The sequence below is a fragment of the Sediminicoccus sp. KRV36 genome (assembly GCF_023243115.1).
Lineage (GTDB): Bacteria > Pseudomonadota > Alphaproteobacteria > Acetobacterales > Acetobacteraceae > Roseococcus.
On sequence record NZ_CP085081.1, the window covers coordinates 2,152,560 to 2,176,864 of the forward strand.

The following is a 24,305-nucleotide window of genomic DNA, read 5'->3' on the forward strand; positions in this document are numbered from 1 at the left end:
TGAGCTTTGGTGCAGTCTATCCCTCCCGGCGCCGCGCGGAAGGGGATATACCGTCGAAATGACCCGCATCACGCCGCATGCCGCCCATTGGGGCTTTTATGACGCCATCACCGAGGGCGGGCGCGTCGTCGCCGTGCGCCCCTTCGCGCAGGACCCAGTGCCGGCCAGCCTCATCGAGTCCGTCCCCGCAACGGTGCACAGTGCCGCGCGGGTGGATCAGCCCTATATCCGCAAGGGCTGGCTGGAGGGCCGCCGCGCGGGGCATGCGCGGGGCGGGGACGCCTTCGTTCCCGTCAGCTGGGACCGCGTGACACGCCTGCTGGCCGAGGAAACCGCCCGGACCCGCGCCGAACATGGAGATTCCGCGATCTATGGCGGCTCCTACGGGTGGTCCTCCGCCGGGCGCTTCCACCATGCCAAGAGCCAGTTGCAGCGCTACCTCGGCATGGGCGGCGGCTACACCTACAGCATCAACGCCTATTCCTACGCGACGGCCCAGGCGCTGATCCCGCATGTGGTCGGCACCAATGAGGTGGTGCTGGGCCGGATGACGGATTGGGCCGCCATCGCGCAGCACGCGAGGCTGATGCTCTGCTTCGGCGGGCTGGCCGCGAAGAATGGCTATGTCACATCGGGCGGGGCCGCCATGACCTATGGCCCCAACATGCGCGCGGCCCGCGCCGCCGGGCTGCGCTTCGTGAACATCTCGCCCTATCGCGGCGACACGGAGGATGCGCTGGCCGCCGAATTCGTACCGATCCGCCCTGGCACGGATGCGGCGATGATCCTCGCCATGATCCAGCATATCGTGGCGCTCGGCCGAGAGGATCGCGCGTTCCTGGCCACGCATTGCGTCGGCTGGGACAAGTTGGCGCCGACGCTGACGGACAAGACGCCCGAATGGGCGGAGGGCATCACCGGCGTGCCGGCGGGCACGATCCGCGCGCTGGCCGAGCAATGCCTGGCGCAGCCCACCATGCTGACCGCCGCCTGGTCCCTGCAACGCGCCGATTACGGCGAGCAGCCCTACTGGGCGCTGATCGCGCTGGCTGCGGCGCTCGGCAATATCGGCAAGCCGGGGCAGGGGGTGGCCTTCGGCTATGGCTCCTCCGGCGGGATCGGCAATCCGCGCCGGGAGATGCCCAGCATCTCGCTGCCCGCCGCGCGCAACCCGGTCTCCGACTTCATCCCCGTGGGCCGCGTGACGGAGTTGCTGGAGCGGCCCGGCGGCACGCTGCACTACAACGGGCGGGATCTGCCGCTGCCCGATATCCGCATGGTCTGGTGGGCGGGCGGCAACCCCTTCCATCACCACCAGGACCTGAACCGCCTGCTCCGCGCCTGGTCCCGCCCCGAGACCATCGTGGTGCAGGAGCCCTGGTGGACGGCACTCGCCCGCCACGCCGATATTGTGCTGCCGGCCACCACCACGCTGGAGCGCAATGACATGGCGCATTCCTCGCGCGATCGCTTCGTGCGCGCCATGCACCAGGCGATCCCGCCCCAGGGCCAGGCGCGCAATGACCACGATATCCTGGCCGACCTGGCCGATGCCGCGGGTTTCCGCGCCCGCTTCACCGAGCAGCGGGATGAGGGCGCCTGGCTGCGCTTCATGTATGACAAATGGCGCACGGCCTGCGGGCGCCTGGGTTTCGATGCGCCGGATTTCGACGCCTTCTGGGCCGAGGGCCATGTGGAAATGCCGCCGATCGAGGCGCATGAGGCCTTCACCCAGTTCAGCGATTTCGCGGCCGACCCCGAGGCGAACCCGCTGAACACCCCCTCCGGCAAGGTGGAGCTGTTTTCCGAGGCCATCGCGGGTTTCAACCGCGCCGATTGCCCGGGCCATCCCACCTGGCTCACGCCGCGCGAATGGCTGGGCGGCGCCGCGCCGGATGAGTTGCACATGCTCAGCCAGCAGCCGCCCACGCGGCTGCATTCGCAGCTCGACCCCGGGCCCATCGCGGCGCGCGACAAGATCCAAGGCCGCGAGCCGATCCGCATGCACCCGGAGGATGCGGCGTCGCGCGGCCTGCATGACGGCCAGGTGGTGCGCGTCTTCAATGCGCGCGGCGCCTGCCTCGCCGGCGTGCGGCTGGACGCGAATCTGACGCGCGGCGTGGCCCTGCTGGCGACCGGCGCCTGGTTCGACCCGCTGGAGCCTGGCGTGCCCGGCAGCCTTTGCGTGCATGGCAACCCCAATGTGTTGACCGCCGATATCGGCAGTTCCAGCCTGACGCAGGGCCCCTCCGCGCAATCCTGCCTGGTGCGGGTGGAACCCTGGACCGAGGCGCTGCCGCCGGTGCGCTCCTTCGTGCCGCCCCTGATCGAGAACGGAGTGATCGCGGAGGTGCCGGCATGATCGCGCGTCGTGCCCTGCTGGCCGCGCCGGCGCTGTTGCCGCTCGGCGCGGCCGCGCAAACCGCGTCCGCCGTCGCGCAGGATGACACGGTGGGGGCGGGGCTGCGCCGTGGCGTGCTGATCCGCTGGGGGGACCGCGTGACCTTTGACGCGCCGCCCTTCGATCCGCGCCAGGTGGATGCCGATGCGGCGGCCGCGCAATTCGGCTGGGACGCCCGCATCGCGGCCATCATCGTGCCGCCCGCCGCGGCAGATGGCACCACGCGCGCCGTGCTCGCCGTGGCGCATCCCACGGTCGAGGCCGCCATGGCCTTTCCGGGCCAGGACCGGCCGGATGTGGCGGCGCAGATGCAGGGCGCCTCGCTGCTCAATCTGGAATTGCAGGGCGGGCGATGGATCGTGGTGGATGGCGGCTTCCAGTCGCGCCGATTGACCGCCTCCACCCTCTGCCGCGCTTCCGGCCCGCTGGCCGAGCAGGCGGGCGGCGCCGTGCAGGGCGTGCTGGGCATCCAGGGCGGCGGGGCCACCCCCTGGGCCTCCCTGCTGCTGGCCGAGGGCGACCCGGCGCTGTGGTCCGCCCGGCTCGGCAGCCTCGACCGGCGCTTTGTGCGCGGCGAGGGCTTTGGCTGGCTGGTGGAGCTGGACCCGCTGGATCCGCATTCCATCCCGGTCAAGCGCACCGCCATCGGCCGCTATGGCAAGGCGGATGCGGCAGCCGCGCAGGCGCGCGGCGGCCAGGCGGTGGTCTATGTGGCCGAGCGCGGGGCAGGGGGGTATCTGTTCCGCTTCGTCTCCGCCGGCGCCGCGCGCGATGCCGATGCGCTGGACCGAGGCACGCTGAGCGTGGCGCAGTTGCAGAATGCGCGCATCACCTGGGTCGCCCTGCCGGAGGGCGCGGCCGCCAATCCGGTGGAGGCGGCGCGGGCGGCGAATGGGATGGCGTTTGACGCGCCCTCCAGCCTCTATTGGGATGCGCGCGCCAACCGCCTGCTCTTTTGCGGCGGCTTTGGCGTGCTCAGCCTCGTGCCCGATGGCGGCGATGCCGGGGCGCCCGGCATGGCGGGCCAGATGATCAACACCCAGCGCCTGGGCGCGGTGCAGACGGCCACGGCGGATGCGCGCGGGCGCCTGCTGATCGGCACGGATGCGGGCGGCCCGGTGGGGGCGCGGGCGCAGACGCTCTGGGCGGTCGAGGGCAACAACGCCACCGCGCTCTATGGCGCGGCGCGCGGTGCCGGGATCGGCAATGCGGTGGTCTCGCCCGATGGCGGCACCATCTTCACCGTGGCGCGCCGGCCCGGCAGCGAGCCAGGCTCGACCTTCGACCGCCCGGCCACCCGCTGGCCGGAATTCGAGCCCGGCATGCCGCCGCGCTCGGCCTTGCTGGCGCTGGCGCGATGATCCTGCCCCCATGCTGTTGAGCGGGCCGAAAATCCTCGGCACCATCACGCCCTCCGGCAATACGGTGGTGGAGGCGGTGACGCAGGCCGCGCTGCGCGATGTGCCCGGCGTGCTGCCCATCTTCGCGCGCATCCCGGTGCACGGCACGAGCGACCCCTTCCCGGACAGCTACGACCTGGAGGGCATGCTGCGCGCGGCGGAATTGCTCAGCCATGCGCGGCCCGATGTCATTCTCTGGAATGGCAGCAAGGGGGGGGCCATCGGCCTCGATCACGACCGTGACCTCGCGGCGCGGATCACGGCGGCGACGGGGATTCCCGCCACCACCTCCGGCCTCGCGCTGGAGGCGGCGCTGGGGACGCAGCGGATCGGGCTGATCACCCCCTATAACGACGCCTATCAGGCCCGGCTCATCGCCGCCTTCGCCGCACGCGGCTGGGTGGTTGCGGCGGAGGACCATCTGGGGCTGTCCGACAACCTCTCCTATGCCGCGACGCCACGCGGTGTGATCGAGGCGCAGGCCGCGCGCGTGGCGCCGCATTGCGACCTGCTGCTGGGCTGGTGCACCAACTACCCCGTGCCGCTGATCGGCGAGGCCCATGCCGGCAAGCCGGTCTGGGACGCGACGCTGCTTGGGCTGCGCGCGGCGCTGAAGATGATCGGGGCGTAATCCGGCACGTTTGATGCAAGGCCCCCTTCATTGATGGAGGTTTGGCCCATGCGTCGTCGTCATTTGCCCCTGCTTGCGGCACCCTTCTGCCTTCCGGCTGTGCAGGCGCGCGCGCAAGCGGCCTGGCCTACGCGGCCGGTGCGCATCGTCGTCACCTTTCCGCCGGGTGGCTCTTCCGATATCGCGGCGCGCGTCCTGGCCGAGCATTACTCCGCCGCCTTCAACCAGCGCTTCGTGGTGGATAACCGCCCCGGCGCCGGCGGCACCATCGCCGCACTCCATGTCTCGCGCGAGGCGCCGGATGGCTACACGCTGCTGCTCTCCAACTCGGCGCCCATCACCACCTCGCCGCCGCTGTATCCGCAGGCGGGGTATGATCCGCTGCGCAGCTTCACTCATGTGACCTATGTGGGCGCAGCCCCCGTGGCCGTGGTGGTGAATTCGCGCTTCATCCCGGTGACCGACATGGCCGGGCTGATCGCCTGGATGCGGGCGCAGCGCACGCCGCCCAGCTATGGCAGCTCCGGCGCGGGCTCGGTCGGGCATATCGTGGCCGAGATGTTCCAGCGCGCCACCGGCATTACGCTGACCCATGTGCCCTATCGCGGTTCGGCGGCGCTGCTGCCGGATCTGTTGAACGGCCAGGTGCCGCTCGCCTTCGACACGCTGCCCCAATATGTCGAGCATTTCGGGGCAGGGCGGCTGACCGGGCTTGCCGTCAGCAGCCCGGAGCGCAACGCCATGGCGCCCAGCCTGCCCACCCTGATCGAAGCCGGGCAGCCCACGCTGGTCGCGCTGAACTGGGTGGGGATTTCCGGCCCCGCCGGCCTGCCGCCCGCCGTTGTGGAGCGGCTTTCGGCCGAGACGCTGGCCGGATTGCAGACGCCGCTGGTGCGCTCGCGCCTGGCCGAACATGCTATTACGCCCACACCGCTCGGCCCCGCTGCCTTCCAGGCCTTCGTGCAGAAGGACGTGACCGAGATCGGTGGCATGATCCGCGCCCTGGGGATTACGGCGGGGTAGCGCCTGCCGGCTATTCCGGCTGGACGCCCGCGCGGCCGAGGATGCCAAGGCCGCGTGCCGTGGCCTCCGCGATCAGCGTGGCGAAGGCGGCGGGGCTCTCGTCCGTGATCGCCTGGCCGCCAAGATCGGCCAGCTTGCGCCGCACCTCCGTGGCCTGGGCCGCCTGTTGCACGCCGGCATGGATGCGCTCCACCTGCGCCGTGCCCAGGCCCTTCGGGCCCCACAGGGCAAACCATGGCGCGATGGGCGCCAATGCGGGCATGCCGGCCTCGGCGGCATTGGGAATCTCCGGCGCTACGGAGGCGCGGCCAGGCCCCGTCACGCAATAGGCGCGCAGCCGCCCGGCCTGGATCAGCGGCAGGGCGGAAACCAGGGGTGCCATCATCAGGCTTGTCTGCCCGCCCACCACATCGGCCAGCGCCGGGCCGGTGCCGCGATAGGAGACGATCAGCAGCGGCACGCCCACCTCCAGCCGGAACATCTCCGTCGCCAGATGGCCCGAGGTGCCGAGCGAAGTGTTGGCGAAGGCGTGGCGATCCGGGTTGGCGCGGATTTCGGCCAGCAGCGCGCGCAGGTCGGCGGCGGCGAGGCCGGGTGCCCCCACCAGCACCAGCGGCGAGAGGGCGAGGCGCGCGATGGGCGTGAAATCGCCGATCGGGTCATAGGGCACCTGGCGCATCACGCCGCGCGCCAGCAGATGGCTGTCGGAATTGCACAGCAGGGTGCGGCCATCCGCCTCGGCCCGCGCCACCACCGCGGCACCGATGGCGCCATTGGCGCCGGAGCGGTTCTCCACCAGCCAGGGCTCGCCCAGGATCGGCGCCAGCGCCTCGCTGTAGATGCGCCCGGCGATATCGATGCCGCCGCCGGGCGGGAAGGGGACCACGACGCGCACGCCGCGCGGCTGGGCCCAGGCTGTGGCCATGAGGGCTGGCGTGGCGAGGGCAGGACTGGCAAGCAGCGCGCGACGCGAGAGGGGATTCTGGATCATGCCTGACACTTCGCCATGCGACGCGCTGTTGCAAGACCTCGCGCTGGCCAATCGAGTGCTGCATCACGAGGGGGTGGTGGATGATTTCGGCCATGTCGCGCTGCGCGATCCGGCCGATCCGCAACACTTCTGGCTGTCCCGCGCATTGCCGCCCAACCTCGTCACGCCGGGGGATTTGCGACGCTACGGGCCGGATGGCCGTTGCGAGGATGGCACGGTGCAAAGCTATTCCGAGGCGGTGCTGCATGCGCGCATCCTTGCCGCGCGGCCGGATGTGCAGGTCTGCATCCACCACCACGCCCGCCCGCTGCTGCCCTTCACCCTGCCGGGCGCGCCCCTGCTGCGGCCGGTCTTCCACACCGGAGCCATCGCGGGGTGGGAGATTCCGCTCTGGGATTCGGCGCCCTTTGGCGCCGGCGGCATGCTGGTGGATACGGTGGCGAAGGCGGATAGCCTCGCCGCGGCCCTTGGCCCGCATCGGGCGGCGTTGCTGCGCGCGCATGGCGCGGTCGTGGTGGGCCCGGGCATCGCTGAGGCCGTGATGATCGCGATCTACATGGCGGAGAATGCCGGCGTGGCGCTGGCCGCTGGCGCGCCGCACCACCCGGTGCCGAGCCTGGGGCGCGAGGAGGCGGAGGAGACTGCGCGCCGGCTGCTCACGCCCAACACCATCGCGCGCGTCTGGACCGGGCGGGTGGCGAAGCTGGGCAGCTGAGTGGCGGGTGCCGCCGAATATCCCGGCGCAGATGCGGGACGCCAAGCGGGCTTTCACCCTGTCGGAGCGCTCGGTGCCGCGCCTAGGGCGGGGCCACGGGCCTCTCCAGCGCGCGGACGAGCAGCGTGGCGCCATCATGCCCGGTCACCTCGATCGCGGCGCCATCCGGGATGGCACGGGCATCAACCGAGCGCGCGTGCCAGCTGCCATCCGCCACCTGCACGCGGCCCTGGGGCGCGATCTCGCTCAGCGCCACCCCCTGCAGCCCGGTCAGGATTCCCGCCGGGGCGGAGACATCGGGGCCGGGCTTTCGCGGCCGCCGCAGGAAATAGGTGGCGATGCTGCCCGAGGTACCGGCCAGGAACACGCCCAATTGCCCGGGCCAGGCCACGCCGTAATAGGACGCCGCGGCCGCCGCCGCCGTGCCGACCGCCATCCAGAGAAAGACGGTGAAGGGCGTCAGCATCTCCAGCACCACCAGGACCAGCGCCAGGATGGCGAGGATTTCCCAGCTCATGCGGGGTAGCGGCGTGGTGGCGCCGCCTCGGCCGGGGGTGTGTTATTGGCGGCGATCACCGCCATCACCTGGGCGATCTGCCCGGCCATGGAGGCGGTTTCCATCGGCATGATGAGCGTCTTGGTGGAGGGGTTGGCGGCGAGTGCCTCCAGCGCCTTGATGTACTTCTCCGCCACGAAATAGCTGAGGGCCGCATTGCCGGCCCCTTCGGAGGCCAGCGCCACGGAGGTCACGGCCTTGGCCTCGGCTTCGGCCAGGCGCTCGCGCGCCTGGGCGTCGAGGTCGGCGGCTTCCTTGCGGCCCTGGGCTTCCAGCACCACGGCCTCACGCTTGCCCTCGGCTTCGGCCACCACGGCGCGGCGGCGGCGCTCGGCCGTCATCTGCAAATTCATCGCCTCCACCAGATTGGCGGGCGGCTCCACCTTGCGGAGTTCGACGCGCGTGACCTTCACCCCCCAAGGGTCGGTCGCGGCGTCCAGCACGGTCATGAGCTGGCGGGAGATTTCCTCGCGCTTGCTCAGCGTCTCATCGAAGGTCATGGAGCCGATGACGCTGCGCAGATTGGTCATGGCCAGCGCCTCCAGCGCATTGGCCAGGCCCGCCACCTGGTAGGCCGCCTTCACCACATCCATCACGCGGTAATAGACGATGCCATCCACGAGAACGGCGGCATTGTCCTTGGTGATGACGGCCTGCTCGGGGATGTCCAGCACGGTTTCCTGGATCACCATCCGGTGGCCGATGCGGTCCACCAGGGGGATGATGAGGTGCAGGCCGGGATCGAGCGTGCGGGTAAAGCGGCCGAAGCGCTCCACCGTCCAGACCTGGCCCTGCGGCACGGTCCGTACGCCCATGATGATGGCGACGACGGCGACGAGCAGGATGGCGCCGGCGAGGATGAGCAATTCCATGCGTGGTCTCCTGCGAAGGGGCCTTGCCCCCTCGCGCTCCCCCAGCAGGGGACACGTCCCCTGCACCCCCATTCACCGGGGATGCCAGATGCTGGAGCGGGCGGAGCTTACTCCGCCGCCTGCCGCATCGCCAGCGCGCGCCAAACTTTCTCGGGCGTGATCGGCATATCGATATGCGCGACCCCCAGCGCATCGCAGACGGCACTCACCACCGCGGGCGGCGCGCCGCAGGAGCCGCCTTCGCCCGCCCCCTTCACGCCGAGGTCATTGGACGGGCAGGGCACCACGTTCAGGCCCACCGTCAGCTCCGGCAGATCGGCCGCGCGGGGCATGCAGTAATCCTGGAAAGTGGCCGTCAGGAACTGGCCGCTTTCGTCATCGTAGCGCGCATGCTCGTAGAGCGCCTGGCCGATGCCGGAGACAATGCCGCCATGGCACTGGCCATGCACCAGCATCGGGTTCAGCGGCACGCCCACATCATCCACGGCGGCATAGCGCACCACGGCGACCATGCCGGTATCGGGATCGATCTCCACCTCGGCCACGTGGCAGCCGTTGGGGAAGTTGCACTCGGTGTTGCGCTTGTAGAGGAGTTCTTCGTCCAGGCCCGGCGTCTCGTCCGGAATGCCCTCGGCCTGGGCGAGCTGCGCCCAGCTGATGGTGCGGTCGGTGCCGGCGATGCGGAAGATCTCGCCCTCATGCTCGATATCGCCTTCCGCCGCTTCCAGCAGGAAGGCCGCAACGCGCTTGGCCTTGGCCAGCACCATCTCGGACGCGCGGGAGACAGCCACACCGCCCATCTGCGAGGAGCGGCTGCCGCCGGTGCCGCCACCGGCCGGCGTCAGGTCGCTGTCGCCCTGGATGAGCTTCACCTTCTCAAAGGGAATGCCGAGGCGCGCATGCAGCACCTGGGCGAAGGCGGTTTCGTGCCCTTGCCCGTGACTGAAGGTGCCGACAAGCACCAGCGCCTCGCCGGCCGGGGAGATGCGCACCCGCGCCCATTCCTGCGGCTGCCCGCCCGAAGCCTCGATGAAATAGCCGATGCCGCGGCCGCGCAGCTTGCCCTGCGCGTGGCTCTCGGCGCGGCGGGCCGGAAAGCCCTGCCAATCCATCAGGTCGAGCGCCTGGGTTTGGGTCTCCTCGAAGCGGCCGCTGTCGATCTCGTTGCCGGCGCAGTTGATGTAGGGGATCTGGTCCGGCTTCACGTAGTTGCGGTTGCGGATTTCGTCGGGCGTGATGCCGAAGGCCGCGGCGCCCTGGTCCAGCAGCCGTTCGATCACATAGGCCGTCTCGGGGCGGCCGGCACCGCGATAGGCATCGGTCGGCGCGGTGTTGGTGAAGGCGCAGCGCACCTGGATGCTGACATCCTGCATGTCATAGACGGTGCCCTGGATGCGCCCGCCGGCGACCGTCGGGATGCGTGGCCCGAAATCGAACAGATAGGCGCCCATGGCGGCGATGGTGTTCACCTTCATGCCGAGGATCTTGCCCGCGGCATCGAAGGCCATCTCGGCATGGGTCACATGGTCCCGCCCATGCGGATCACACAAGAAGGTCTCTGTGCGATCAGCGCGCCACTTCACCGGCCGGCCGATGCGCTTGGCCGCCCAGAGCACCATGGCGCTCTCGGGGAAGAGCTTTCCCCGCAGGCCGAAGCCGCCGCCGACATCAGGCGAGATGACGCGGACATTCTCCTTCGGTAGCTTGAAGATGAACATGGCCAGGCTCTCACGCACGCGCACCACGCCCTGGGTGGGGGAGTGCAGGGTGAAGTGATTTTCGGCCGGGTCATACTCGCCCAGGGCCACGCGCGGCTCCATCGGGTTGCCGACCAGCCGGTTATTCACCAGCTCCACTTGCACGGTCCGGGCCGCGCGGGCGAAGGCGGCTTCCGCCTGCGCCTCGCGCCCATTGGACCAATGTACGCAGAGGTTCGAGCCACGCTCGGGCCAGATCACCGGCGCGCCGGGTTCCAGCGCCGTGGCCGTGTCGGTGATGCTGTCCAGGATGTCGTATTCCACCTCGATCAGCTCGGCCGCGTCCTGGGCCTGCATCCGCGTCTCGGCCATGACGATGGCAACGGGGTCGCCCACGAAGCGCACGGCCTCGGTTTGGAGGATGTGGCGATCCGGGCACCAGAGCGGCTGGCCATCCTTGCCCGGCACTTCGACCATCACGGGAAACAGGCCGAGGCCATCGGCCTTCGCGTCATGGCCGGTCAGCACCTCGATCACGCCCGGGGCGGCCTTGGCGGCGGTGGTGTCCATCGAGAGGATGCGCGCATGGGCATGCGGGCTGCGCAGCACCACCATCCAGGCCTGGTTGTCGCGGTTGATGTCGTCCGTGTAGAGGCCGGTGCCCGTCAGGAGACGCACATCTTCCTTGCGCCGCACCGATTGGCCGATTCCGAACTTGTCCATCCGCTTGTCTCCTCGAGCTTTGATGCAACCTAGGTTGGGGGGGTCGCTCTGACAACGCGGGGCGTCTAACCTTTATGGCGGAGGAACCAAGATGCGCTTCGATTTGCCCGATGCCCCGCCGCAGGCGGAGGAGTTGCGCCAGCAATTGCGCGCATTCCTGGCCGAGGCCGGGCGAGACTGGACGCCGGAGATCCGCGCCCGCTCCTGGATGGGGTTTGACCGCGAATTTTCCCGCGCGGTGGGTGCCCGCGGCTGGATCGGGATGACCTGGCCCCAGGTCTATGGCGGCCATGAGAAATCCGGGCTGGAGCGCATCGTCGTGCTGGAGGAAATGCTGGCCCAGGGTGCCCCGGTGGGGGCGCATTGGATCGGCGACCGGCAATCGGGGCCCTTGATCCTGCGCCTGGGCACGGAAGAGCAGCGCCGACGCATCCTGCCCGGCATCGCGCGCGGCGAACTCGCCTTCTGCATCGGGCTTTCCGAGCCGGAGGCGGGCAGCGACCTGGCCAATCTGCGCACCAAATGCGAGCGGATCCCCAATGGCTGGAAGCTGAACGGCCGCAAGATCTGGACCACCTTCGCCCACAAGAGCGACTACATGATCGCGCTGGTGCGGACCTCGCCCGCGCCGGAGGGCGGCTCGCGCCATGCGGGGCTCTCGCAATTCCTGGTGGATCTGCGGCTCTCGGGCATTTCCATCCGGCCGATCCGCGATCTGGCGGGGGAGGACAGCTTCAACGAAGTGACTTTCGACGATGTGATCCTGCGCGAGGATGACCTGCTGGGCGAGGAAGGTGCGGGCTGGGCGCAGGCAACCTCCGAGCTTGCTTTCGAGCGCAGCGGGCCGGATCGCTATCTCTCCTCCTATCCGGCGCTGGCCGCCGGAATTGACGCGCTGAACGCCGCGCCGGCACCGGGGGCCGAGGTAACCATCGGGCGCATGGTGGCGCGGCTGAATACGCTGCGCGGCATGTCGCTTTCGGTCGGCGGCATGCTGGAGCGGGGCGAATCCCCGGCCGTGGAGGCCGCATTGGTGAAGGATGCCGGCAACGTCTTCGAACAGGCCTTGCCCGAGCAGATCCGCAACCTGGTGGACCCTGCCGACAGCCCCGAGGAATTGCGCCGCATGCTGGCGGGCCTCGCGCAGTTGGCACCCACCTTCAGCCTGCGCGGCGGCACGCGGGAGATTCTGCGCGGCATCATCGCGCGCGACATGGGGCTGCGTTGATGAGCGAGCTGCGTTCCATCCTGGTGGAGCAGGTGGACCGCCTGGTGGCCGATGGCGGCGGTGTGGCGCTGCTGCGCGCGGTGGAGGCGGGGGAATGGCCGGCGGACCTCTGGGCCGGGCTGGAGGAGCAGGGGCTGAACCTCGCTCTGGTGCCCGAGGATGCGGGCGGCGTCGGTCTCTCCTGGGGCGATGCCGCTGCCTTGTGGCAGGTGCTGGGCCGGCATGGCGCGCCAGCCCCCATCGCCGAGACCATGCTAGGCGCGGCGCTGCTTTCGGCCGCTGGCATCGAGGTTCCGGAGGGGCCGCTGGGCCTGGCGCCAGGTGCCGTGCCCTTCGGGCGGCATGCCGCGCGGCTGGTGGTGCTGAAGGGCGCGAGTGTGGCGCTGCACGCGGCAGGCGAATGCGTCCCTGGCGAGAATATCGGCCGCGAACCGCGCGATGCGATCCTGCCCGGTGACCGCATGGCGCGGGGCGAGTTGCCCAACGCCTTTGGCCCGCGCGCGGCCCTTCTGGGCATGGCGCTGATCCGGGCCGCGTTGATGGCGGGCGCGCTGGAGCGCATCCTGGCACTCGCGGTGGATTGGGCAAATACGCGTAAGCAATTCGGCCGCGCCATCGGCAAGTTCCAGGCGGTGCAGCAGCAATTGGCGGCGATGGCGGGCGAGGTGGCGGCAGTGAATGTGGCCGTCAGCCAGGCGGCGCGCGCCGTGGATGCGCGGGGCCTGGCGGATGCGGGCTTCGAAATAGCCTGCGCCAAGGTGGTGGCGGGCGAGGCGGCGACGATGGGCGCCGCCACCGTGCACCAGGTGTTCGCTGCCATCGGCATCACGGAAGATCACGAGCTGCACCATTTCACCCGCCGCCTCTGGTCCTGGCGTGAGGAGGCCGGCACCGAACGCTTCTGGGCCGCCGAAATCGGCCGCGCGGCGCTGGCGCGGGGTGGCGCCAATCTCTGGCCGGATATTACGGCGCGTGATGCGCCCGGCGTCCGATGACCGGCGCGCCGCTTGCGCGCTGGTCTGAATCGGCCGCCCCGACACGGCTTCGCCCGATGATCGGCGCGCCGCTTGCGCGCTGGTCTGAATCGGCCGCCCCGGCACGGCTTCGCCCGATGATCGGCGCGCCGCTTGCGCGCTGGTCTGAATCGGCCGCCCCGACACGGCTTCGTCCGATGACCGGCGCGCCGCTTGCGCGCTGGTCTGAATCGGCCGCCCCGGCACGGCTTCGTCCGATGACCGGCGCGCCGCTTGCGCGCTGGTCTGAATCGGCCGCCCAAAAACAAGGAACACAGGCATGACCGAGTTTCTCAGGATCGAGCAGGATGGCCCGGTCATCACCCTCACCCTCAACGCGCCCGAGCGGCGCAACGCCATCTCGGGCTTCGAGGATTGCGACGAGGTGGAGGCCGCCTGCAAGCGCATCGCGCGCGATGACAGCATCCGCTGCGTCATCCTGACCGGTGCGGACCCGGCCTTTTGCGCGGGCGGCGACCTCAAGGGCATGCGCGACCGCAAGGGCATCATGGCGGCGGCCAGCCCGGCCGTCATGCGTGAGAATTATCGCCGCGGCATCCAGCGCATTCCGCTCGCCCTGTGGGAGCTGGACGTGCCGACCATCGCCGCCGTGAATGGTGCCGCCATCGGCGCGGGGCTCGACCTCGCCTGCATGTGCGACATGCGGATCGCCAGTGAGAAGGCGATCTTTGCCGAGAGCTTCGTGCGCGTCGGCATCGTGCCCGGCGATGGCGGCGCGTGGCTGCTGCCGCGCGCCGTCGGCCTCGCCATGGCGGCCGAGATGTCCTTCACGGGGGATCCCCTGAATGCCGAGCAGGCGCTGGCCGCGCGCCTCGTCTCCCGCGTGGTGCCGCATGGGGAGTTGCTGGGTGCCGCGCGGGAACTGGCGGCGCGGGTGGCGAAAAACCCGCCCCAGGTGCTGCGCATGACCAAGCGCCTGCTGCGTGAGGGGCAGCACATGTCCTTGCCCTCGCTGCTGGAGCTTTCGGCCGCCTTCCAGGCCATCGCGCATGAAACCGAGGATCACAAGGAAGCGGTGAACGCGATGATCGAGAAACGCCAGGGCGTGTTCCAGGGCCGATGAACACAGTGATCGAACGCTATCCCGACCCGGCCGTGCGGGTGCTCGACCCCGAATTCAACCGCTTCCGCCTGCCGCTGGCCGGGCTGGAGCGGCTCTACACCGGCGCCCGCTGGAGCGAGGGGCCGGTCTGGTTCGGGGATCAGCGCTGCCTCATCTGGTCCGATATTCCGAACAACCGGATGCTGCGCTGGTCTGAAACCACGGGCGCGGTGGATGAGTTCCGCAAGCCCGCCAACAACGCCAATGGCAATACGCGCGACCGCGAAGGCCGCCTCATCACCTGCGAGCATCTGACGGGCCGTGTGGTGCGCACGGAGCCCGATGGCAGCGTCACCGTCATCGCCGAGAGCTACGCGGGCAAGCGGCTGAACAGCCCGAATGATGTCGTGGTAAAATCCGATGGCAGCATCTGGTTCACCGACCCGCCCTTCGGCATTTCCGGCTTCTATGAGGGTGAGCGGCGGGAACCGGAATTGCCGCACACCAACCTCTATCGGGTGGATGGGCTGAGCGGTGCCATCACGCTGGTGGCCGATGATGTCGACCATCCGAACGGGCTGGCCTTCAGCCCGGGCGAGAGCCTTCTCTATGTCATCGAAAGCCGCAGCGAACCGCGCAACATCCTGGCCTATGACGTGGCGGGCGAGACGCTGCGCAACCGCCGTGTCTTCCATCGTTGTGAGCCTGGCGAAACACCGGACGGATTCCGCGTGGATGTGGCGGGCAATCTGTGGTGCGGCTGGGGCATGGGGGCGGCGGGGCTGGACGGGGTCAAGATCTTCAACCCGGCCGGTGCGCCGATCGGTTTCATTGACCTGCCCGAGCGCTGCGCCAACCTCGCCTTTGGCGGACGGCACCGCAACCGGCTTTTCATGGCGGCGAGCAAGTCGCTCTATGCGATCTACACGAACACGCAGGGCGCGCCGGGCGGCTGAGAGGGGAAGGGGCCTCCGGCGGCTGGGGCCATGGGCCCCAGACCCCATTCGTAGAGCCCATGACCAACTTGGCTTGCCGGGCGTTTGCCAAGGCAAGGGGTCTGGGGCCCATGGCCCCAGCCGCCGGAGGCCCCTTTGACTTATATGCCCGGCCGCACCCCACCGGGCTGGCGCGCGGCGCGCATCGTGACACGATGGCCGCCAAGAAACCTCAAGGAGGACGCGCCCCATGGCGGATCACAGCTACACCGTCGGTGACATGGTTGCCGAGTTCCTGTCGCGCATCGGCGTCACGACGGCCTTCGGCATCGTCTCCGTCCATAATGTGCCGATGCTGGACGCGATCGGCCGGCGCAACGCCATCCGCTACGTCATGTGCCGCGGTGAGATGGGGGGTGCGCATATGGCCGATGCCTATGCGCGGGTGACAGGCGGGCTGGGCGTGCTGTTCACCAGCACGGGCCCTGGCATGGCCAACAGCATCGGCGGCCTGGTGGAGGCGCGTTTCGCAGGCTCGCCCATGCTGCACATCACCGGCCAGACGGCAACGAAATTCCTGGATCGGGACATGGGCACGGTGCATGACGTGCCGGGCCAGACGGCGATCCTCGCCGCTTCGGGCAAGGCGGCCTATCGCGTGCGCGCCGCCGGTGAGGCATTCGGCGTGCTGGTGCGCGCCGCGGCCGAGGCGCTGACACCGCCACGCGGCCCCGTCTCGGTGGAAATTCCGATTGACCTGCAGCGCGCCGTGATCCCGCGCCCGGCGGAACTCGATGCTCTGGTGCTGCCAGTGCCGCCGCCCCTGCCGCCCTCCGAAGCCGCGCTGAATGAGGTGGCGGAGATCCTGGCCCGCGCGAAGCGGCCGATGATCTGGCTGGGCAATGGCGCGCGTGAGGCAGGGGCCGGGGCGCGGGCGCTGCTCGATCTCGGCTTCGCCGCCGTCTCCTCCTGGAATGGGCGCGGCATTGTGCCCGAGGATCACCCGATGAGCTTCGGCGCGCTGCATGGCAATGGCGCGCCGCGCATCCTGGCCTTCTATGAGCGGGTGGATGCCATGCTGGTGCTTGGCTCACGCCTGCGTGGGCATGAGATGATGGAATTCTCGATGAAGCTGCCGGAAAACCTCATCCAGGCGGATGTGGATGCGGCGGCGAATGGGCGCACCTATCCCAATCGCTACTTCATCCAGGGCGATGCGGAATTGATTGCGCAGGGGCTGGCCCGGCGCCTGCGCGGCCGTATGGCGGTGGAGCCGGGCTTTGCCGCCGATGTGGCGCAAGCGAAGCGCCTGGCGACCGAGGAATACCTGGCGACGCTGGGGCCCTATGCGGGTTTCCCCGCGCAGCTGCGCGCCGTGATGCCGCGCGATGCGCTCTGGGTGCGGGATATCACCATCAGCAATTCCACCTGGGGCAATCGCGTCTTCCAGGTCTATGGCCCGCGCGATGCGGTACATCCGGTGGGGGCGGCCATTGGCCCCGGCCTGCCGCTGGGCATCGGGGCGGCCCTCGGCGCCGGCGATCGGAAGACCGTGGCGATGGTGGGCGATGGCGGCTTCGCCATGAACCTGACCGAGCTGTGGACTGCCGTGCAGGAGCGCGCGCGGCTCTGCACCATCGTCATGAATGACCGTGGCTATGGCGTGATCCGGCACATCCAGGATGCGGTGGTGGATGGACGGCGCTTTGGCGATGATCTGCGCGGGCCGGAGCTGGAGCCACTGGCGGCCCTGGCCGGATTGCCGTTCTTCCGCGTGAGCGAGGCGGAGGCATTCGGCGCCACGGTGGCGCGTGCGCTGGCGGTGGACGGGCCCACGCTGGTCGAGGTGGACATGGTCGCCATCGGCGCGTTCCCGCCCTATGCGCCCTATGACCGCATGGGCAAGCACGCGGAGCGGGCGCGGCTGTAAGCTGGCGGCCGGCTTGCGGGCCGCGCGACACATGTGACACTGCGCGCGATCATGCCGCGACGCTGCGGGCGCATCTTCCTCTCATGCCAGGGATGACCCCTGGTTTGAAAAACTCGAAGGAAGTCCATCATGATCCGCACCATCCTCGCCGCCGCCAGCTTCGCCGCCTTTGTTGCTGGCGTGACGCCCGCCCAGGCCTTCATCACCGGCAACGCGCTGACGACGAACGCTCTGACGGAGAATGCACTGACCCAGAACGCGTTGACTGATAACGCGCTGACCGACAATGCGCTCACCTCGAACGCGCTGACGGAGAACGCGCTCACCTCGAATGCGCTCACTGATAACGCGCTCACCAATAACGCGCTCACCGATAACGCGCTGACCCAGAACGCGCTCACCGGCAACGCCTTGGCCGAAAATGGCGCCCAAGCCATGGTCAACCGCGGCGTGGTGGTGCTGGGCCTGGCCCTGCCGCAAGCCCGCTGAGTGAAGCCCGAAGCCTGCCCCGCCCTCTCCATTCCGGGAGAGGGCGGCCGCCAGGGAGCCATGCCATGCCGCACACCTTCCGCCAGAACATCGCCCGGCTGTGCCAGCGCGGGTTTGGCGCTGCGCTGCTGCTCTCCGGCCTCTGCAGCGCCGCTGCCGCCCAGGATCACCCACCGGCCGCGCTGCGCCATTTCGGCGTGGAGCGCGGCGATTTCCGCGCGGAGCTGGCCGATGGCCGCATCCTGCGCGGCGCTGATCTGGTGGGGGCGGAGTTGCGCATCCTCCAGGATGGCCGGCCGCTCACGCTGCGGATCGACTCCGCCGAAGCCGATACCAGGCCCCATGCCGGGGATGTCTGGCTGTTCCATCTCACCTTCGCCGGCGCGAATGGCACGCGCCAGGATTACTGCCTGCCCGATCCCGAGGGCCGCAGCCGCGCCATTCCCTATCCCAGCCCAGCGGAGCCGCAGGGCTTTGCCATCACCTGCTCGGCCGGGGCCATCGGCAAATGCCTGCGCTTTGGCTATCGCCCCTGGGCAGAGGCGCCGGATGGCCGTTCGCTGGCGCCCTATTTCCCGGCCTGCGTGAACATGGTCCGCGCCGCCTATGGCCATGCCGAACGCGGCTGGACGCGCGATGGCATGCGCATTGATTTCTGGGATGACGCCGGGCTGCACGAACCGGGCGATGATCCGGAACTTTTGTTTGAAGCCGGCTGGACGCCAGGGGGCGCGGTCTGCGTCGCCCATACCCGCGTGGCCGAGCACGGTTCCGTCGCGGATGTGGTGCGCGAGGCTCCGGCACTGGCCGGGCATGTCGGGCCGGAGGCCTGCAATGAGGCGACCGCCCGTGCCGCCGGCGCGCTGATCTTCAACCGCTCACGCCGCGCGCCATGACTGAAGAGGTGATATTTTCAGAAGGTTATGGTGGGCGCTACAGGGATTGAACCTGTGACCCCTTCCGTGTCAGGGAAGTGCTCTACCGCTGAGCTAAGCGCCCGCTCATGCGGGCAGAAGCTGCCCGGAAGCGTTGGTGGCGCAGTCTCTAGCGAAAGCTGGCGCGTGCCACAAGTCACCCCTGCACAAGCCCGGCCCGCCGCATCAGCCCGGTGAGCTTTTCGCGCTCCGACCGCCAGAGCGCATCGGCGGCTTCAGGGCCGGCACTCACCGGATCATTGCCGCTGGCCTCGATGCGCTCGCGGATCTGCGCATCGGACAGCGCCGCGGCGAAGGCCTGCGCGAGGCGCTGGCGGATCGGCATGGATGTGCCGGGTGGCGAGAAGATCATCATCCAGGTCGAGAGGTCATAGCCGGGCACCACCTCGCCGATGGCCGGCACGCCGGGCAGGTTGGGGCGACGCGCGGCGCCGGTGACGCCAATGACGCGCCCACGCTCGCCCCGCAGCACGGGGGAGAAGCTGCTCTCGCTGATGATGCAGGCATCGATGCGCCCGCCGGCCACCTCGCGCGCGGCATCGGCACCGCCGCGGAAGGGCACGTGTTCCAGCCGCACATCGGCCAGGGATTGCAGCAATTCGCCCATGAGGTGGCCAACATGCGCGATGCCTGGCGTGCCGAATGTCACCTCGCCCGGGCGGCGCCGCGCCTCGGCCAGGAAGCCGCGCAGATCATCGCCGGGGAAGCCCGCGCGCAGGCCCAGCACATAGGGTGCGGCCGTGATCTGCGCCACGCGCGGCATCGCCGCATAGTCGAAGGGCAGGCCGCGATTGGCGAGCGGGCCGGTGATGGAGGTGGCACCCTCCAGCAGCAGCGTATGCCCATCCGGTTGCGCCTGCGCGACATAACCCGCGCCGATGGAGCCGGAGGCGCCCGTGCGATTCTCGATGATGAAGGGCAGGCCCAGCTGCTCCGACATGCGTTGCTGCAGGATGCGCGCGACGGTATCCGCCACGCCGCCGGCGGAGTAGGGCACGATCAGGCGTACCGGACGTTCGCTCAGCACCGGGCGTTCACTCGGGGATTGGGCGAAGGCCGGCGCCGCGAGCGGCACGGCCAGCAGGGCGCGGCGAAGCATGGTGTTCCTCCAGAATTCTTTGGTGGCAGCAGAAACCGGCGTGGCCGCCCTTGCAAGCGAAACCGGAAGCGGCACATTTGCCGCATGCAAAGCATTCCCAACGCCCTGGCCCGCACCCTCGATCGCGCGACCTATGAGGGCTACCGCGTCGGCTTCGAGGCCGCGCGCGAGGAAGCGGCCTTTCTGGCCGAGCATGCGGGGCAGGGGGCGCTGGCCGCGCAGCTGCGCGCCATGCGTCCGCTGCCCGACCGGGAAGCGCGGCAATGAGCCGCGAGGGCCTGCGCGAATGCCCCCATTGCGGCGAAGCGACCATGGCCAACCGGCTGCCCGATGGCGCGGTGGTGTGCTCCTGCGCCGCGATGAAGCCCTTGCCGGTGCCGCGCCCGGCTTGATAGCCTGGGGCACATGATCCTGAGCCCCACAGACATCCAGTCCTACGCCGAGGACGGCGCCATCCTGCTGCGGGGCGCCCTCCGCGACTGGGTCGCGCCGCTCTCCGACGGGATCGGCGCGCTGATGGCAGCCCCGAGCCCGCTTGAGCGCAGCTACACGCCCAAGGATGGCTCGGCGAAGTTTTTCCAGGATCTGTGCAATTGGCAGCGCATCCCCGAATTCCGCGCCTTCGTGTTCGACAGCCCGGCGGCGGGCATCGCGGCGCAGCTCATGGCCTCGCCGGTGGCGCGGTTTTTCCATGACCATGTGCTGGTGAAGGAACCAGGTACCTCCATCGTCACCCCCTGGCACCAGGACAGCCCTTATTACTGCGTGGGTGGCGAGCAGAGCGTCAGCTTCTGGATCCCGCTTGATCCGGTGGGGCGGGAGACGACGCTGGAATGCGTGGCGGGCTCGCACCGCTGGGGCGTGAACCACAAGCCCAAGCGTTTCGACGGCACCGATCTCTATGAGGGCGATACCGCGACCGAGATGCCGGATATTGACGCGCACCGCGCCGATTACCGCATCCTGGGCTGGGCCATGCAGCCGGGCGATGCGGTGGCCTTTCACTTCCGCACGGTGCATGGCGCCCCGGCCAATACCGCGGGGCAACATCGCCGGCGGGTGTTTTCGGCGCGCTGGGTGGGCCAGGATGCGGTGTTCGTGGATCGCCGGGGCCGCGGCTCGCCCCCCATGCGGCATGTGACGCTGGCCGATGGCGCGCCGCTGAATGGCCCGGATTTTCCGGTGGTTGCGCTCGGCTGAGGCAGAAAGTCACGGCATTGCCTGCCGTTTCATCCATCCAGGGCGGCGGGCGGGCGCAACTGCGGCCAAAGGCTTGGCAGAAAGCTGTCTCTGCTGTCACAATTTGGCGGTCGAATCCCTGGAGAGTCTCCCATGAAGCGCCGCAACCTCGCCCAAGCTGCCGCCGTTGGAACCGTCGCCCTCTCGACCCCGGCACTGAGCCAGGGCCGCATCGAGTGGCGCATGGTGACGATCTGGCCGCGCAACCTCCCCGGCCCTGGCGTCTCGGCGCAGCGCTGCGCGGACCGCATTGGCGCCTTGTCGGGCGGGCGGCTGACGGTGCGGCTGTTCTCGGCGGGTGAGGTGGTGCCCGCACCGGGCGCCTTTGACGCGGCCGCCGCCGGCACGGCCGATCTCTACCACGGCGTGCCGGCCTTCTGGGTTTCGAAATCCCCCGGCATCGGCTTCTTCGGCAGCTTTCCCTTCGGCCTCACCGCGCAGGAGCGCCAGGGCTGGATGATGCATGGCGGCGGGCAGGCGTTGTATGACGAGATTTATGGCCGCTTCGGCATCAAGCCCTTCATCGTGGGCGATAGCGGCCCGCAATGGCTGGGCTGGTTCCGCCGCGAAATCCGCTCGGTGGATGATTTCCGCGGGCTGCGCTTCCGCACCACGGGGCTGGGGGCGGAAATGTTCCGCAGGGCCGGCGCTTCGGTCGTGAACCTGCCGGCGGGCGAGATCTTCTCGGCCCTGCAATCGGGCACGATTGACGCGGCCGAATTCCTGGGCCCCTTCAGCGACGCACCGCTCGGCCTGCACCAGGTCGCGAAGAACTACTATTTCCCCGGCGTGCAGGAGCCCTCCTCGGCGGAGGAGATCGGCATCAACATGGCCCGCTGGAATGCGCTGCCGGATGACCTCAAGGCCGTGGTTCGCTTCGCCGCCATGTCCCTGCATGAGGAAACGACGACCGAGTATGATGTGCGCCACCCCATCGCCCTGGCCGATCTCGTGGCGCGCCATGGCGTGATCGTGCGCGAGGCGCCGCGTGACCTGCTGATCGCCTTCGGCAATACGGCGGGTGAGATGATGGCGGAATTCCGCAACCACCAGGACCCCCTGGTGAAGCGCATCGCCGACAGCTACGCGGTCTTCCGCAACCGCAGCGCGGCCTACATGCTGCAAAGCTATGCGGGCAATTTCAACTCGCGCACCCTGCCGATCCGCTGGGGCTGATGCGCCCGCTGCTGGCGGTCGCCGATGGAATTGACGCGGTTTCCCGGCTGATCGGCCGGGGTGTGAAGTGGCTGGCGGTGCTGCTGGTGCTGGTGCAGTTCACGGTCGTGGTGATCCGCTACGCCTTTGGCTCAAGCTTCATCATGATGCAGGAGAGCGTGGTCTATATCCACGCCTCGCTCTTCATGCTGGCGATCGGCTACGTCTATCTGCTGGATGCGCATGTGCGGGTGGATTTCTTCTATGGCCGCTGGTCGGAGAAGAAGAAGGCCTGGACCGATCTGCTGGGCGTGATCATCACCGTGCTGCCCTTCTGCTGGCTGCTGGTGTGGTCGAGCTGGGGCTATGTCTCCATGTCCTTCCGCCTGGGCGAGGGGCCGATGGCGGTGGGTGGCCTGCCGCTGCTGCCCTGGCTGAAGTCACTCATCATCATCATGGCGGGACTGCTCGCGATGCAATCCGCCTCGGTGATAATCCGCGCTGCGGGCGTCATCACGGGGACGACCGATGTGCTGTTTCCCGCCCGCCAGGCGGTGAGCGAAGGATGAAGCGCCCATGAACCCTGGGCAGATCGGCTCCGTGCTCGATGTGATGATGATGGTGGCGCTCTGCACCCTCATCATGGTGGGCATTCCGGTGGTCTTCATCCTGACCGGCTGCGCCATCATCTTCGCGGCGCTGGGCATCCTCTTCGGCGCCTTCGATCCCTTCCTGCTGGGTGCCCTGGCGCAGCGTGTTTTCGGCACGATGACGAGCGAGGTGCTGATCGCCATCCCCCTGTTCGTCTTCATGGGGATGATGCTGGAAAAGTCGAAGATCGCGCCCGAATTGCTGGAGGCGATGGCGCGGCTCTTTGGCTCGGTGCGGGGTGGGCTGGCCATTTCCGTCACATTGGTGGGCGCGCTGCTGGCGGCCTCCACCGGGATCGTGGGGGCGACGGTGGTGACGATGGGGCTGATCGCCCTGCCGGCCATGATGAAGCGCAACTATGATCCGGCATTTTCCTGCGGCAGCATCTGCGCCGCGGGCACGCTGGGGCAGATCATCCCGCCCTCCACCGTCATGGTGATCCTGGGTGAGGTTCTGGCCTCGGCCTATCAGCAGGCGCAGTTGGCGCAGGGGCTGTTTTCCATCCAGACGATTTCGGTGGGCCAGCTCTTCGCGGGCTCCATGATCCCGGGGCTGATGCTGGCGGGCATCTACATCCTCTATCAGGTCACGCTCTGCTACCTGAAGCCCGAGATCGGCCCCGCCATCCCGCAAGCCGAGCGGGACAGTGTGAGCGGGGCGCAAATCGCCCGCGCGTTGATCCCGCCCGTGGCGCTGATCATCGCCGTGCTGGGCTCCATCCTGGGCGGTGTGGCGACACCGACCGAGGCAGCCGCTGTGGGCGCGGTGGGCGCCACACTCCTCGCGGGGCTGCGCAACAGCGAGGATAGCTCCTGGCCGATCTACCTCGCGGGTTTCTGCGCGGTGGCCATGGTTGCACTCGGCGTGTTCTTCGACCTGCGGATCGGCCGGCAGGAGGCACCCCTGATGGACCGCATGGCCGTATGGTCCGCGGCGGTGTTGGGGCTGGGCCTGGCCTGGGGCATCCTCGTCTCGCTGCAGCGGGCGTTTCGCGGCGGCATGCTGGCGAATGTCTCCCACGCGACCATGTCCGTCACGGCGCTGATCTTCGCCACGCTGATCGGTGCCACGCTCTTCTCGCTGGTGTTCCGCGGGCTGGGCGGGGATGACATGATCCGCGGCGTGCTGGAGCTGGTGCCTGGCGGGAAATACGGCGCGCTCTTCGTCGTGATGCTGGTGATCTTCATCCTGGGCTTCCCGCTCGATTTCGTGGAGATCGTCATCATCGTCGTGCCGATCGTGGGGCCCGTGCTGCTGCAAATGGGCATTGATCCGATCTGGTTCGGCGTGCTGATCGCGATGAACCTGCAGACCAGTTTCCTCACGCCACCGCTGGGGCCGACGCTGTTCTATCTGCAGAGCGTCTTGCCGCCGGATGTGGATTCGCGCGATGTCTATCGCGGAGTGACGCCCTTCGTGATCCTTCAATTGATTGGCATATTCCTGGTGGTGATGTTTCCCGCGCTGGCCACCTGGTTGCCCGATCTGTTGTTCTGACTTGCAGCCGTTCAGCGTGGTTTCAGCCCAAATCGTGCAGTCCCTGACCGCCCATCCAAAGG

Annotated in this window: 24 protein-coding genes and 1 tRNA gene; 19 read left to right on the forward strand and 6 right to left on the reverse strand. The window is 69.0% G+C overall.

The features are described 5' to 3' along the window. Window positions 1-58 precede the first annotated feature (58 nt). The 4 genes from LHU95_RS09860 to LHU95_RS09875 are packed head-to-tail and all read left to right on the forward strand — an operon-like array spanning window position 59 to window position 5,455. Window positions 59-2,362, forward strand: coding sequence for a molybdopterin-dependent oxidoreductase (locus LHU95_RS09860; protein WP_248711189.1), 2,304 nt, complete (start codon window positions 59-61; stop codon window positions 2,360-2,362). Continuing rightward, entirely contained in the window at window positions 2,359-3,762 is a 1,404-nt protein-coding gene (locus tag LHU95_RS09865; protein WP_248711190.1) for an alkaline phosphatase PhoX, read from the forward strand. The genes LHU95_RS09860 and LHU95_RS09865 overlap by 4 nt, the downstream gene beginning before the upstream one ends. 10 nt (window positions 3,763-3,772) lie before the next feature. Further along, on the forward strand, window positions 3,773-4,432 hold the full coding sequence (locus LHU95_RS09870; protein WP_248711191.1) for a hypothetical protein: 660 nt from the start codon (window positions 3,773-3,775) through the stop codon (window positions 4,430-4,432). 48 nt (window positions 4,433-4,480) lie between these two features. Continuing rightward, a complete protein-coding gene (locus LHU95_RS09875) occupies window positions 4,481-5,455 on the forward strand; it encodes a tripartite tricarboxylate transporter substrate binding protein (RefSeq protein WP_248711192.1) in 975 nt (324 codons plus the stop codon). A gap of 10 nt (window positions 5,456-5,465) precedes the next feature. On the opposite strand, the gene LHU95_RS09880 is transcribed toward LHU95_RS09875, so the two are convergent. Next, window positions 5,466-6,446 carry a tripartite tricarboxylate transporter substrate-binding protein gene (locus LHU95_RS09880; protein ID WP_248711193.1) on the reverse strand — a complete coding sequence of 327 codons (981 nt, stop codon included), beginning with the start codon at window positions 6,444-6,446 and terminating at the stop codon, window positions 5,466-5,468. On the opposite strand from LHU95_RS09880, the gene LHU95_RS09885 reads away from it, so the two are divergent. Further along, entirely contained in the window at window positions 6,445-7,161 is a 717-nt protein-coding gene (locus LHU95_RS09885; RefSeq protein WP_248711194.1) for a class II aldolase/adducin family protein, read from the forward strand. The two genes, LHU95_RS09880 and LHU95_RS09885, sit on opposite strands and share 2 nt — an antisense overlap. Window positions 7,162-7,243: 82 nt before the next feature. On the opposite strand, the gene LHU95_RS09890 is transcribed toward LHU95_RS09885, so the two are convergent. The 3 genes from LHU95_RS09890 to LHU95_RS09900 all read right to left on the reverse strand — a co-directional run bounded on the left by LHU95_RS09890 (window position 7,244) and on the right by LHU95_RS09900 (window position 11,009). Beyond that, window positions 7,244-7,678 (reverse strand): NfeD family protein, encoded by a 435-nt coding sequence (locus LHU95_RS09890; protein WP_248711195.1) that lies wholly within the window; start codon window positions 7,676-7,678, stop codon window positions 7,244-7,246. Continuing rightward, on the reverse strand, window positions 7,675-8,589 hold the full coding sequence (locus LHU95_RS09895) for an SPFH domain-containing protein (protein WP_248711196.1): 915 nt from the start codon (window positions 8,587-8,589) through the stop codon (window positions 7,675-7,677). The genes LHU95_RS09890 and LHU95_RS09895 overlap by 4 nt, the downstream gene beginning before the upstream one ends. Before the next feature lie 107 nt (window positions 8,590-8,696). Continuing rightward, on the reverse strand, window positions 8,697-11,009 hold the full coding sequence (locus tag LHU95_RS09900) for a xanthine dehydrogenase family protein molybdopterin-binding subunit (protein WP_248711197.1): 2,313 nt from the start codon (window positions 11,007-11,009) through the stop codon (window positions 8,697-8,699). 91 nt (window positions 11,010-11,100) lie between these two features. Here LHU95_RS09900 and LHU95_RS09905 point away from each other — a divergent pair, with 91 nt between their 5' ends. The 8 genes from LHU95_RS09905 (at window position 11,101) to LHU95_RS09940 (ending at window position 18,563) form a co-directional block, all read left to right on the forward strand. Beyond that, window positions 11,101-12,237: an acyl-CoA dehydrogenase family protein gene (locus tag LHU95_RS09905; protein WP_248711198.1), complete on the forward strand. Its 1,137-nt coding sequence runs from the start codon at window positions 11,101-11,103 to the stop codon at window positions 12,235-12,237. Next, window positions 12,237-13,232 carry an acyl-CoA dehydrogenase family protein gene (locus LHU95_RS09910; RefSeq protein ID WP_248711199.1) on the forward strand — a complete coding sequence of 332 codons (996 nt, stop codon included), beginning with the start codon at window positions 12,237-12,239 and terminating at the stop codon, window positions 13,230-13,232. Before LHU95_RS09905 ends, LHU95_RS09910 begins: the two co-directional genes overlap by 1 nt. Next, the gene (locus LHU95_RS09915) at window positions 13,229-13,534 is read left to right on the forward strand and encodes a hypothetical protein (RefSeq protein WP_248711200.1); all 306 of its coding nucleotides are present in this window, start codon (window positions 13,229-13,231) and stop codon (window positions 13,532-13,534) included. The genes LHU95_RS09910 and LHU95_RS09915 overlap by 4 nt, the downstream gene beginning before the upstream one ends. Further along, complete coding sequence (locus LHU95_RS09920; protein WP_248711201.1) at window positions 13,531-14,334, forward strand: crotonase/enoyl-CoA hydratase family protein; 804 nt, start codon at window positions 13,531-13,533, stop codon at window positions 14,332-14,334. Before LHU95_RS09915 ends, LHU95_RS09920 begins: the two co-directional genes overlap by 4 nt. Next, the gene (locus LHU95_RS09925; RefSeq protein ID WP_248711202.1) at window positions 14,331-15,269 is read left to right on the forward strand and encodes an SMP-30/gluconolactonase/LRE family protein; all 939 of its coding nucleotides are present in this window, start codon (window positions 14,331-14,333) and stop codon (window positions 15,267-15,269) included. The genes LHU95_RS09920 and LHU95_RS09925 overlap by 4 nt, the downstream gene beginning before the upstream one ends. Window positions 15,270-15,498: 229 nt before the next feature. After that, entirely contained in the window at window positions 15,499-17,178 is a 1,680-nt protein-coding gene (locus LHU95_RS09930) for a thiamine pyrophosphate-binding protein (protein ID WP_248711203.1), read from the forward strand. Between the two features lie 129 nt (window positions 17,179-17,307). Next, window positions 17,308-17,667: a hypothetical protein gene (locus LHU95_RS09935; RefSeq protein WP_248711204.1), complete on the forward strand. Its 360-nt coding sequence runs from the start codon at window positions 17,308-17,310 to the stop codon at window positions 17,665-17,667. A gap of 65 nt (window positions 17,668-17,732) precedes the next feature. Next, entirely contained in the window at window positions 17,733-18,563 is an 831-nt protein-coding gene (locus LHU95_RS09940; RefSeq protein ID WP_248711205.1) for an ADYC domain-containing protein, read from the forward strand. A 28-nt stretch (window positions 18,564-18,591) separates the two neighbouring features. On the opposite strand, the gene LHU95_RS09945 is transcribed toward LHU95_RS09940, so the two are convergent. Continuing rightward, a tRNA-Val gene (locus LHU95_RS09945) sits at window positions 18,592-18,666 on the reverse strand. 72 nt (window positions 18,667-18,738) lie between these two features. Further along, window positions 18,739-19,701, reverse strand: coding sequence for a tripartite tricarboxylate transporter substrate binding protein (locus LHU95_RS09950; RefSeq protein ID WP_248711206.1), 963 nt, complete (start codon window positions 19,699-19,701; stop codon window positions 18,739-18,741). A gap of 84 nt (window positions 19,702-19,785) precedes the next feature. Between LHU95_RS09950 and LHU95_RS09955 the strand changes: the two genes are divergently transcribed. The 6 genes from LHU95_RS09955 to LHU95_RS09975 all read left to right on the forward strand — a co-directional run bounded on the left by LHU95_RS09955 (window position 19,786) and on the right by LHU95_RS09975 (window position 24,243). After that, on the forward strand, window positions 19,786-19,968 hold the full coding sequence (locus LHU95_RS09955; protein WP_248711207.1) for a hypothetical protein: 183 nt from the start codon (window positions 19,786-19,788) through the stop codon (window positions 19,966-19,968). Beyond that, on the forward strand, window positions 19,965-20,093 hold the full coding sequence (locus tag LHU95_RS23365) for a hypothetical protein (protein ID WP_283094302.1): 129 nt from the start codon (window positions 19,965-19,967) through the stop codon (window positions 20,091-20,093). The genes LHU95_RS09955 and LHU95_RS23365 overlap by 4 nt, the downstream gene beginning before the upstream one ends. Window positions 20,094-20,106: 13 nt before the next feature. Further along, a complete protein-coding gene (locus LHU95_RS09960; protein ID WP_248711208.1) occupies window positions 20,107-20,901 on the forward strand; it encodes a phytanoyl-CoA dioxygenase family protein in 795 nt (264 codons plus the stop codon). Between the two features lie 132 nt (window positions 20,902-21,033). Next, window positions 21,034-22,116: a TRAP transporter substrate-binding protein gene (locus tag LHU95_RS09965; RefSeq protein WP_248711209.1), complete on the forward strand. Its 1,083-nt coding sequence runs from the start codon at window positions 21,034-21,036 to the stop codon at window positions 22,114-22,116. Continuing rightward, the gene (locus tag LHU95_RS09970; protein ID WP_248711210.1) at window positions 22,116-22,664 is read left to right on the forward strand and encodes a TRAP transporter small permease subunit; all 549 of its coding nucleotides are present in this window, start codon (window positions 22,116-22,118) and stop codon (window positions 22,662-22,664) included. The genes LHU95_RS09965 and LHU95_RS09970 overlap by 1 nt, the downstream gene beginning before the upstream one ends. Window positions 22,665-22,671: 7 nt before the next feature. Continuing rightward, window positions 22,672-24,243, forward strand: coding sequence for a TRAP transporter large permease subunit (locus LHU95_RS09975; RefSeq protein ID WP_248711211.1), 1,572 nt, complete (start codon window positions 22,672-22,674; stop codon window positions 24,241-24,243). The last annotated feature ends 62 nt before the right edge of the window (window positions 24,244-24,305 follow it).

What these genes read in the sequence shown, in the direction of transcription:
- LHU95_RS09965 (WP_248711209.1), top strand. Translation starts at nt 21,034, where the DNA reads ATGAAGCGCCGCAACCTCGCCCAAGCTGCCGCCGTTGGAACCGTCGCC.
- LHU95_RS09900 (WP_248711197.1), bottom strand. Translation starts at nt 11,009, where the DNA reads ATGGACAAGTTCGGAATCGGCCAATCGGTGCGGCGCAAGGAAGATGTG.
- LHU95_RS09955 (WP_248711207.1), top strand. Translation starts at nt 19,786, where the DNA reads ATGCAAAGCATTCCCAACGCCCTGGCCCGCACCCTCGATCGCGCGACC.
- LHU95_RS09975 (WP_248711211.1), top strand. Translation starts at nt 22,672, where the DNA reads ATGAACCCTGGGCAGATCGGCTCCGTGCTCGATGTGATGATGATGGTG.
- LHU95_RS09870 (WP_248711191.1), top strand. Translation starts at nt 3,773, where the DNA reads ATGCTGTTGAGCGGGCCGAAAATCCTCGGCACCATCACGCCCTCCGGC.
- LHU95_RS09910 (WP_248711199.1), top strand. Translation starts at nt 12,237, where the DNA reads ATGAGCGAGCTGCGTTCCATCCTGGTGGAGCAGGTGGACCGCCTGGTG.
- LHU95_RS09860 (WP_248711189.1), top strand. Translation starts at nt 59, where the DNA reads ATGACCCGCATCACGCCGCATGCCGCCCATTGGGGCTTTTATGACGCC.
- LHU95_RS09950 (WP_248711206.1), bottom strand. Translation starts at nt 19,701, where the DNA reads ATGCTTCGCCGCGCCCTGCTGGCCGTGCCGCTCGCGGCGCCGGCCTTC.
- LHU95_RS09865 (WP_248711190.1), top strand. Translation starts at nt 2,359, where the DNA reads ATGATCGCGCGTCGTGCCCTGCTGGCCGCGCCGGCGCTGTTGCCGCTC.
- LHU95_RS09875 (WP_248711192.1), top strand. Translation starts at nt 4,481, where the DNA reads ATGCGTCGTCGTCATTTGCCCCTGCTTGCGGCACCCTTCTGCCTTCCG.
- LHU95_RS09895 (WP_248711196.1), bottom strand. Translation starts at nt 8,589, where the DNA reads ATGGAATTGCTCATCCTCGCCGGCGCCATCCTGCTCGTCGCCGTCGTC.
- LHU95_RS09970 (WP_248711210.1), top strand. Translation starts at nt 22,116, where the DNA reads ATGCGCCCGCTGCTGGCGGTCGCCGATGGAATTGACGCGGTTTCCCGG.
- LHU95_RS09885 (WP_248711194.1), top strand. Translation starts at nt 6,445, where the DNA reads ATGCCTGACACTTCGCCATGCGACGCGCTGTTGCAAGACCTCGCGCTG.
- LHU95_RS09915 (WP_248711200.1), top strand. Translation starts at nt 13,229, where the DNA reads ATGACCGGCGCGCCGCTTGCGCGCTGGTCTGAATCGGCCGCCCCGACA.
- LHU95_RS23365 (WP_283094302.1), top strand. Translation starts at nt 19,965, where the DNA reads ATGAGCCGCGAGGGCCTGCGCGAATGCCCCCATTGCGGCGAAGCGACC.
- LHU95_RS09925 (WP_248711202.1), top strand. Translation starts at nt 14,331, where the DNA reads ATGAACACAGTGATCGAACGCTATCCCGACCCGGCCGTGCGGGTGCTC.
- LHU95_RS09890 (WP_248711195.1), bottom strand. Translation starts at nt 7,678, where the DNA reads ATGAGCTGGGAAATCCTCGCCATCCTGGCGCTGGTCCTGGTGGTGCTG.
- LHU95_RS09905 (WP_248711198.1), top strand. Translation starts at nt 11,101, where the DNA reads ATGCGCTTCGATTTGCCCGATGCCCCGCCGCAGGCGGAGGAGTTGCGC.
- LHU95_RS09930 (WP_248711203.1), top strand. Translation starts at nt 15,499, where the DNA reads ATGGCGGATCACAGCTACACCGTCGGTGACATGGTTGCCGAGTTCCTG.
- LHU95_RS09935 (WP_248711204.1), top strand. Translation starts at nt 17,308, where the DNA reads ATGATCCGCACCATCCTCGCCGCCGCCAGCTTCGCCGCCTTTGTTGCT.
- LHU95_RS09920 (WP_248711201.1), top strand. Translation starts at nt 13,531, where the DNA reads ATGACCGAGTTTCTCAGGATCGAGCAGGATGGCCCGGTCATCACCCTC.
- LHU95_RS09940 (WP_248711205.1), top strand. Translation starts at nt 17,733, where the DNA reads ATGCCGCACACCTTCCGCCAGAACATCGCCCGGCTGTGCCAGCGCGGG.
- LHU95_RS09880 (WP_248711193.1), bottom strand. Translation starts at nt 6,446, where the DNA reads ATGATCCAGAATCCCCTCTCGCGTCGCGCGCTGCTTGCCAGTCCTGCC.
- LHU95_RS09960 (WP_248711208.1), top strand. Translation starts at nt 20,107, where the DNA reads ATGATCCTGAGCCCCACAGACATCCAGTCCTACGCCGAGGACGGCGCC.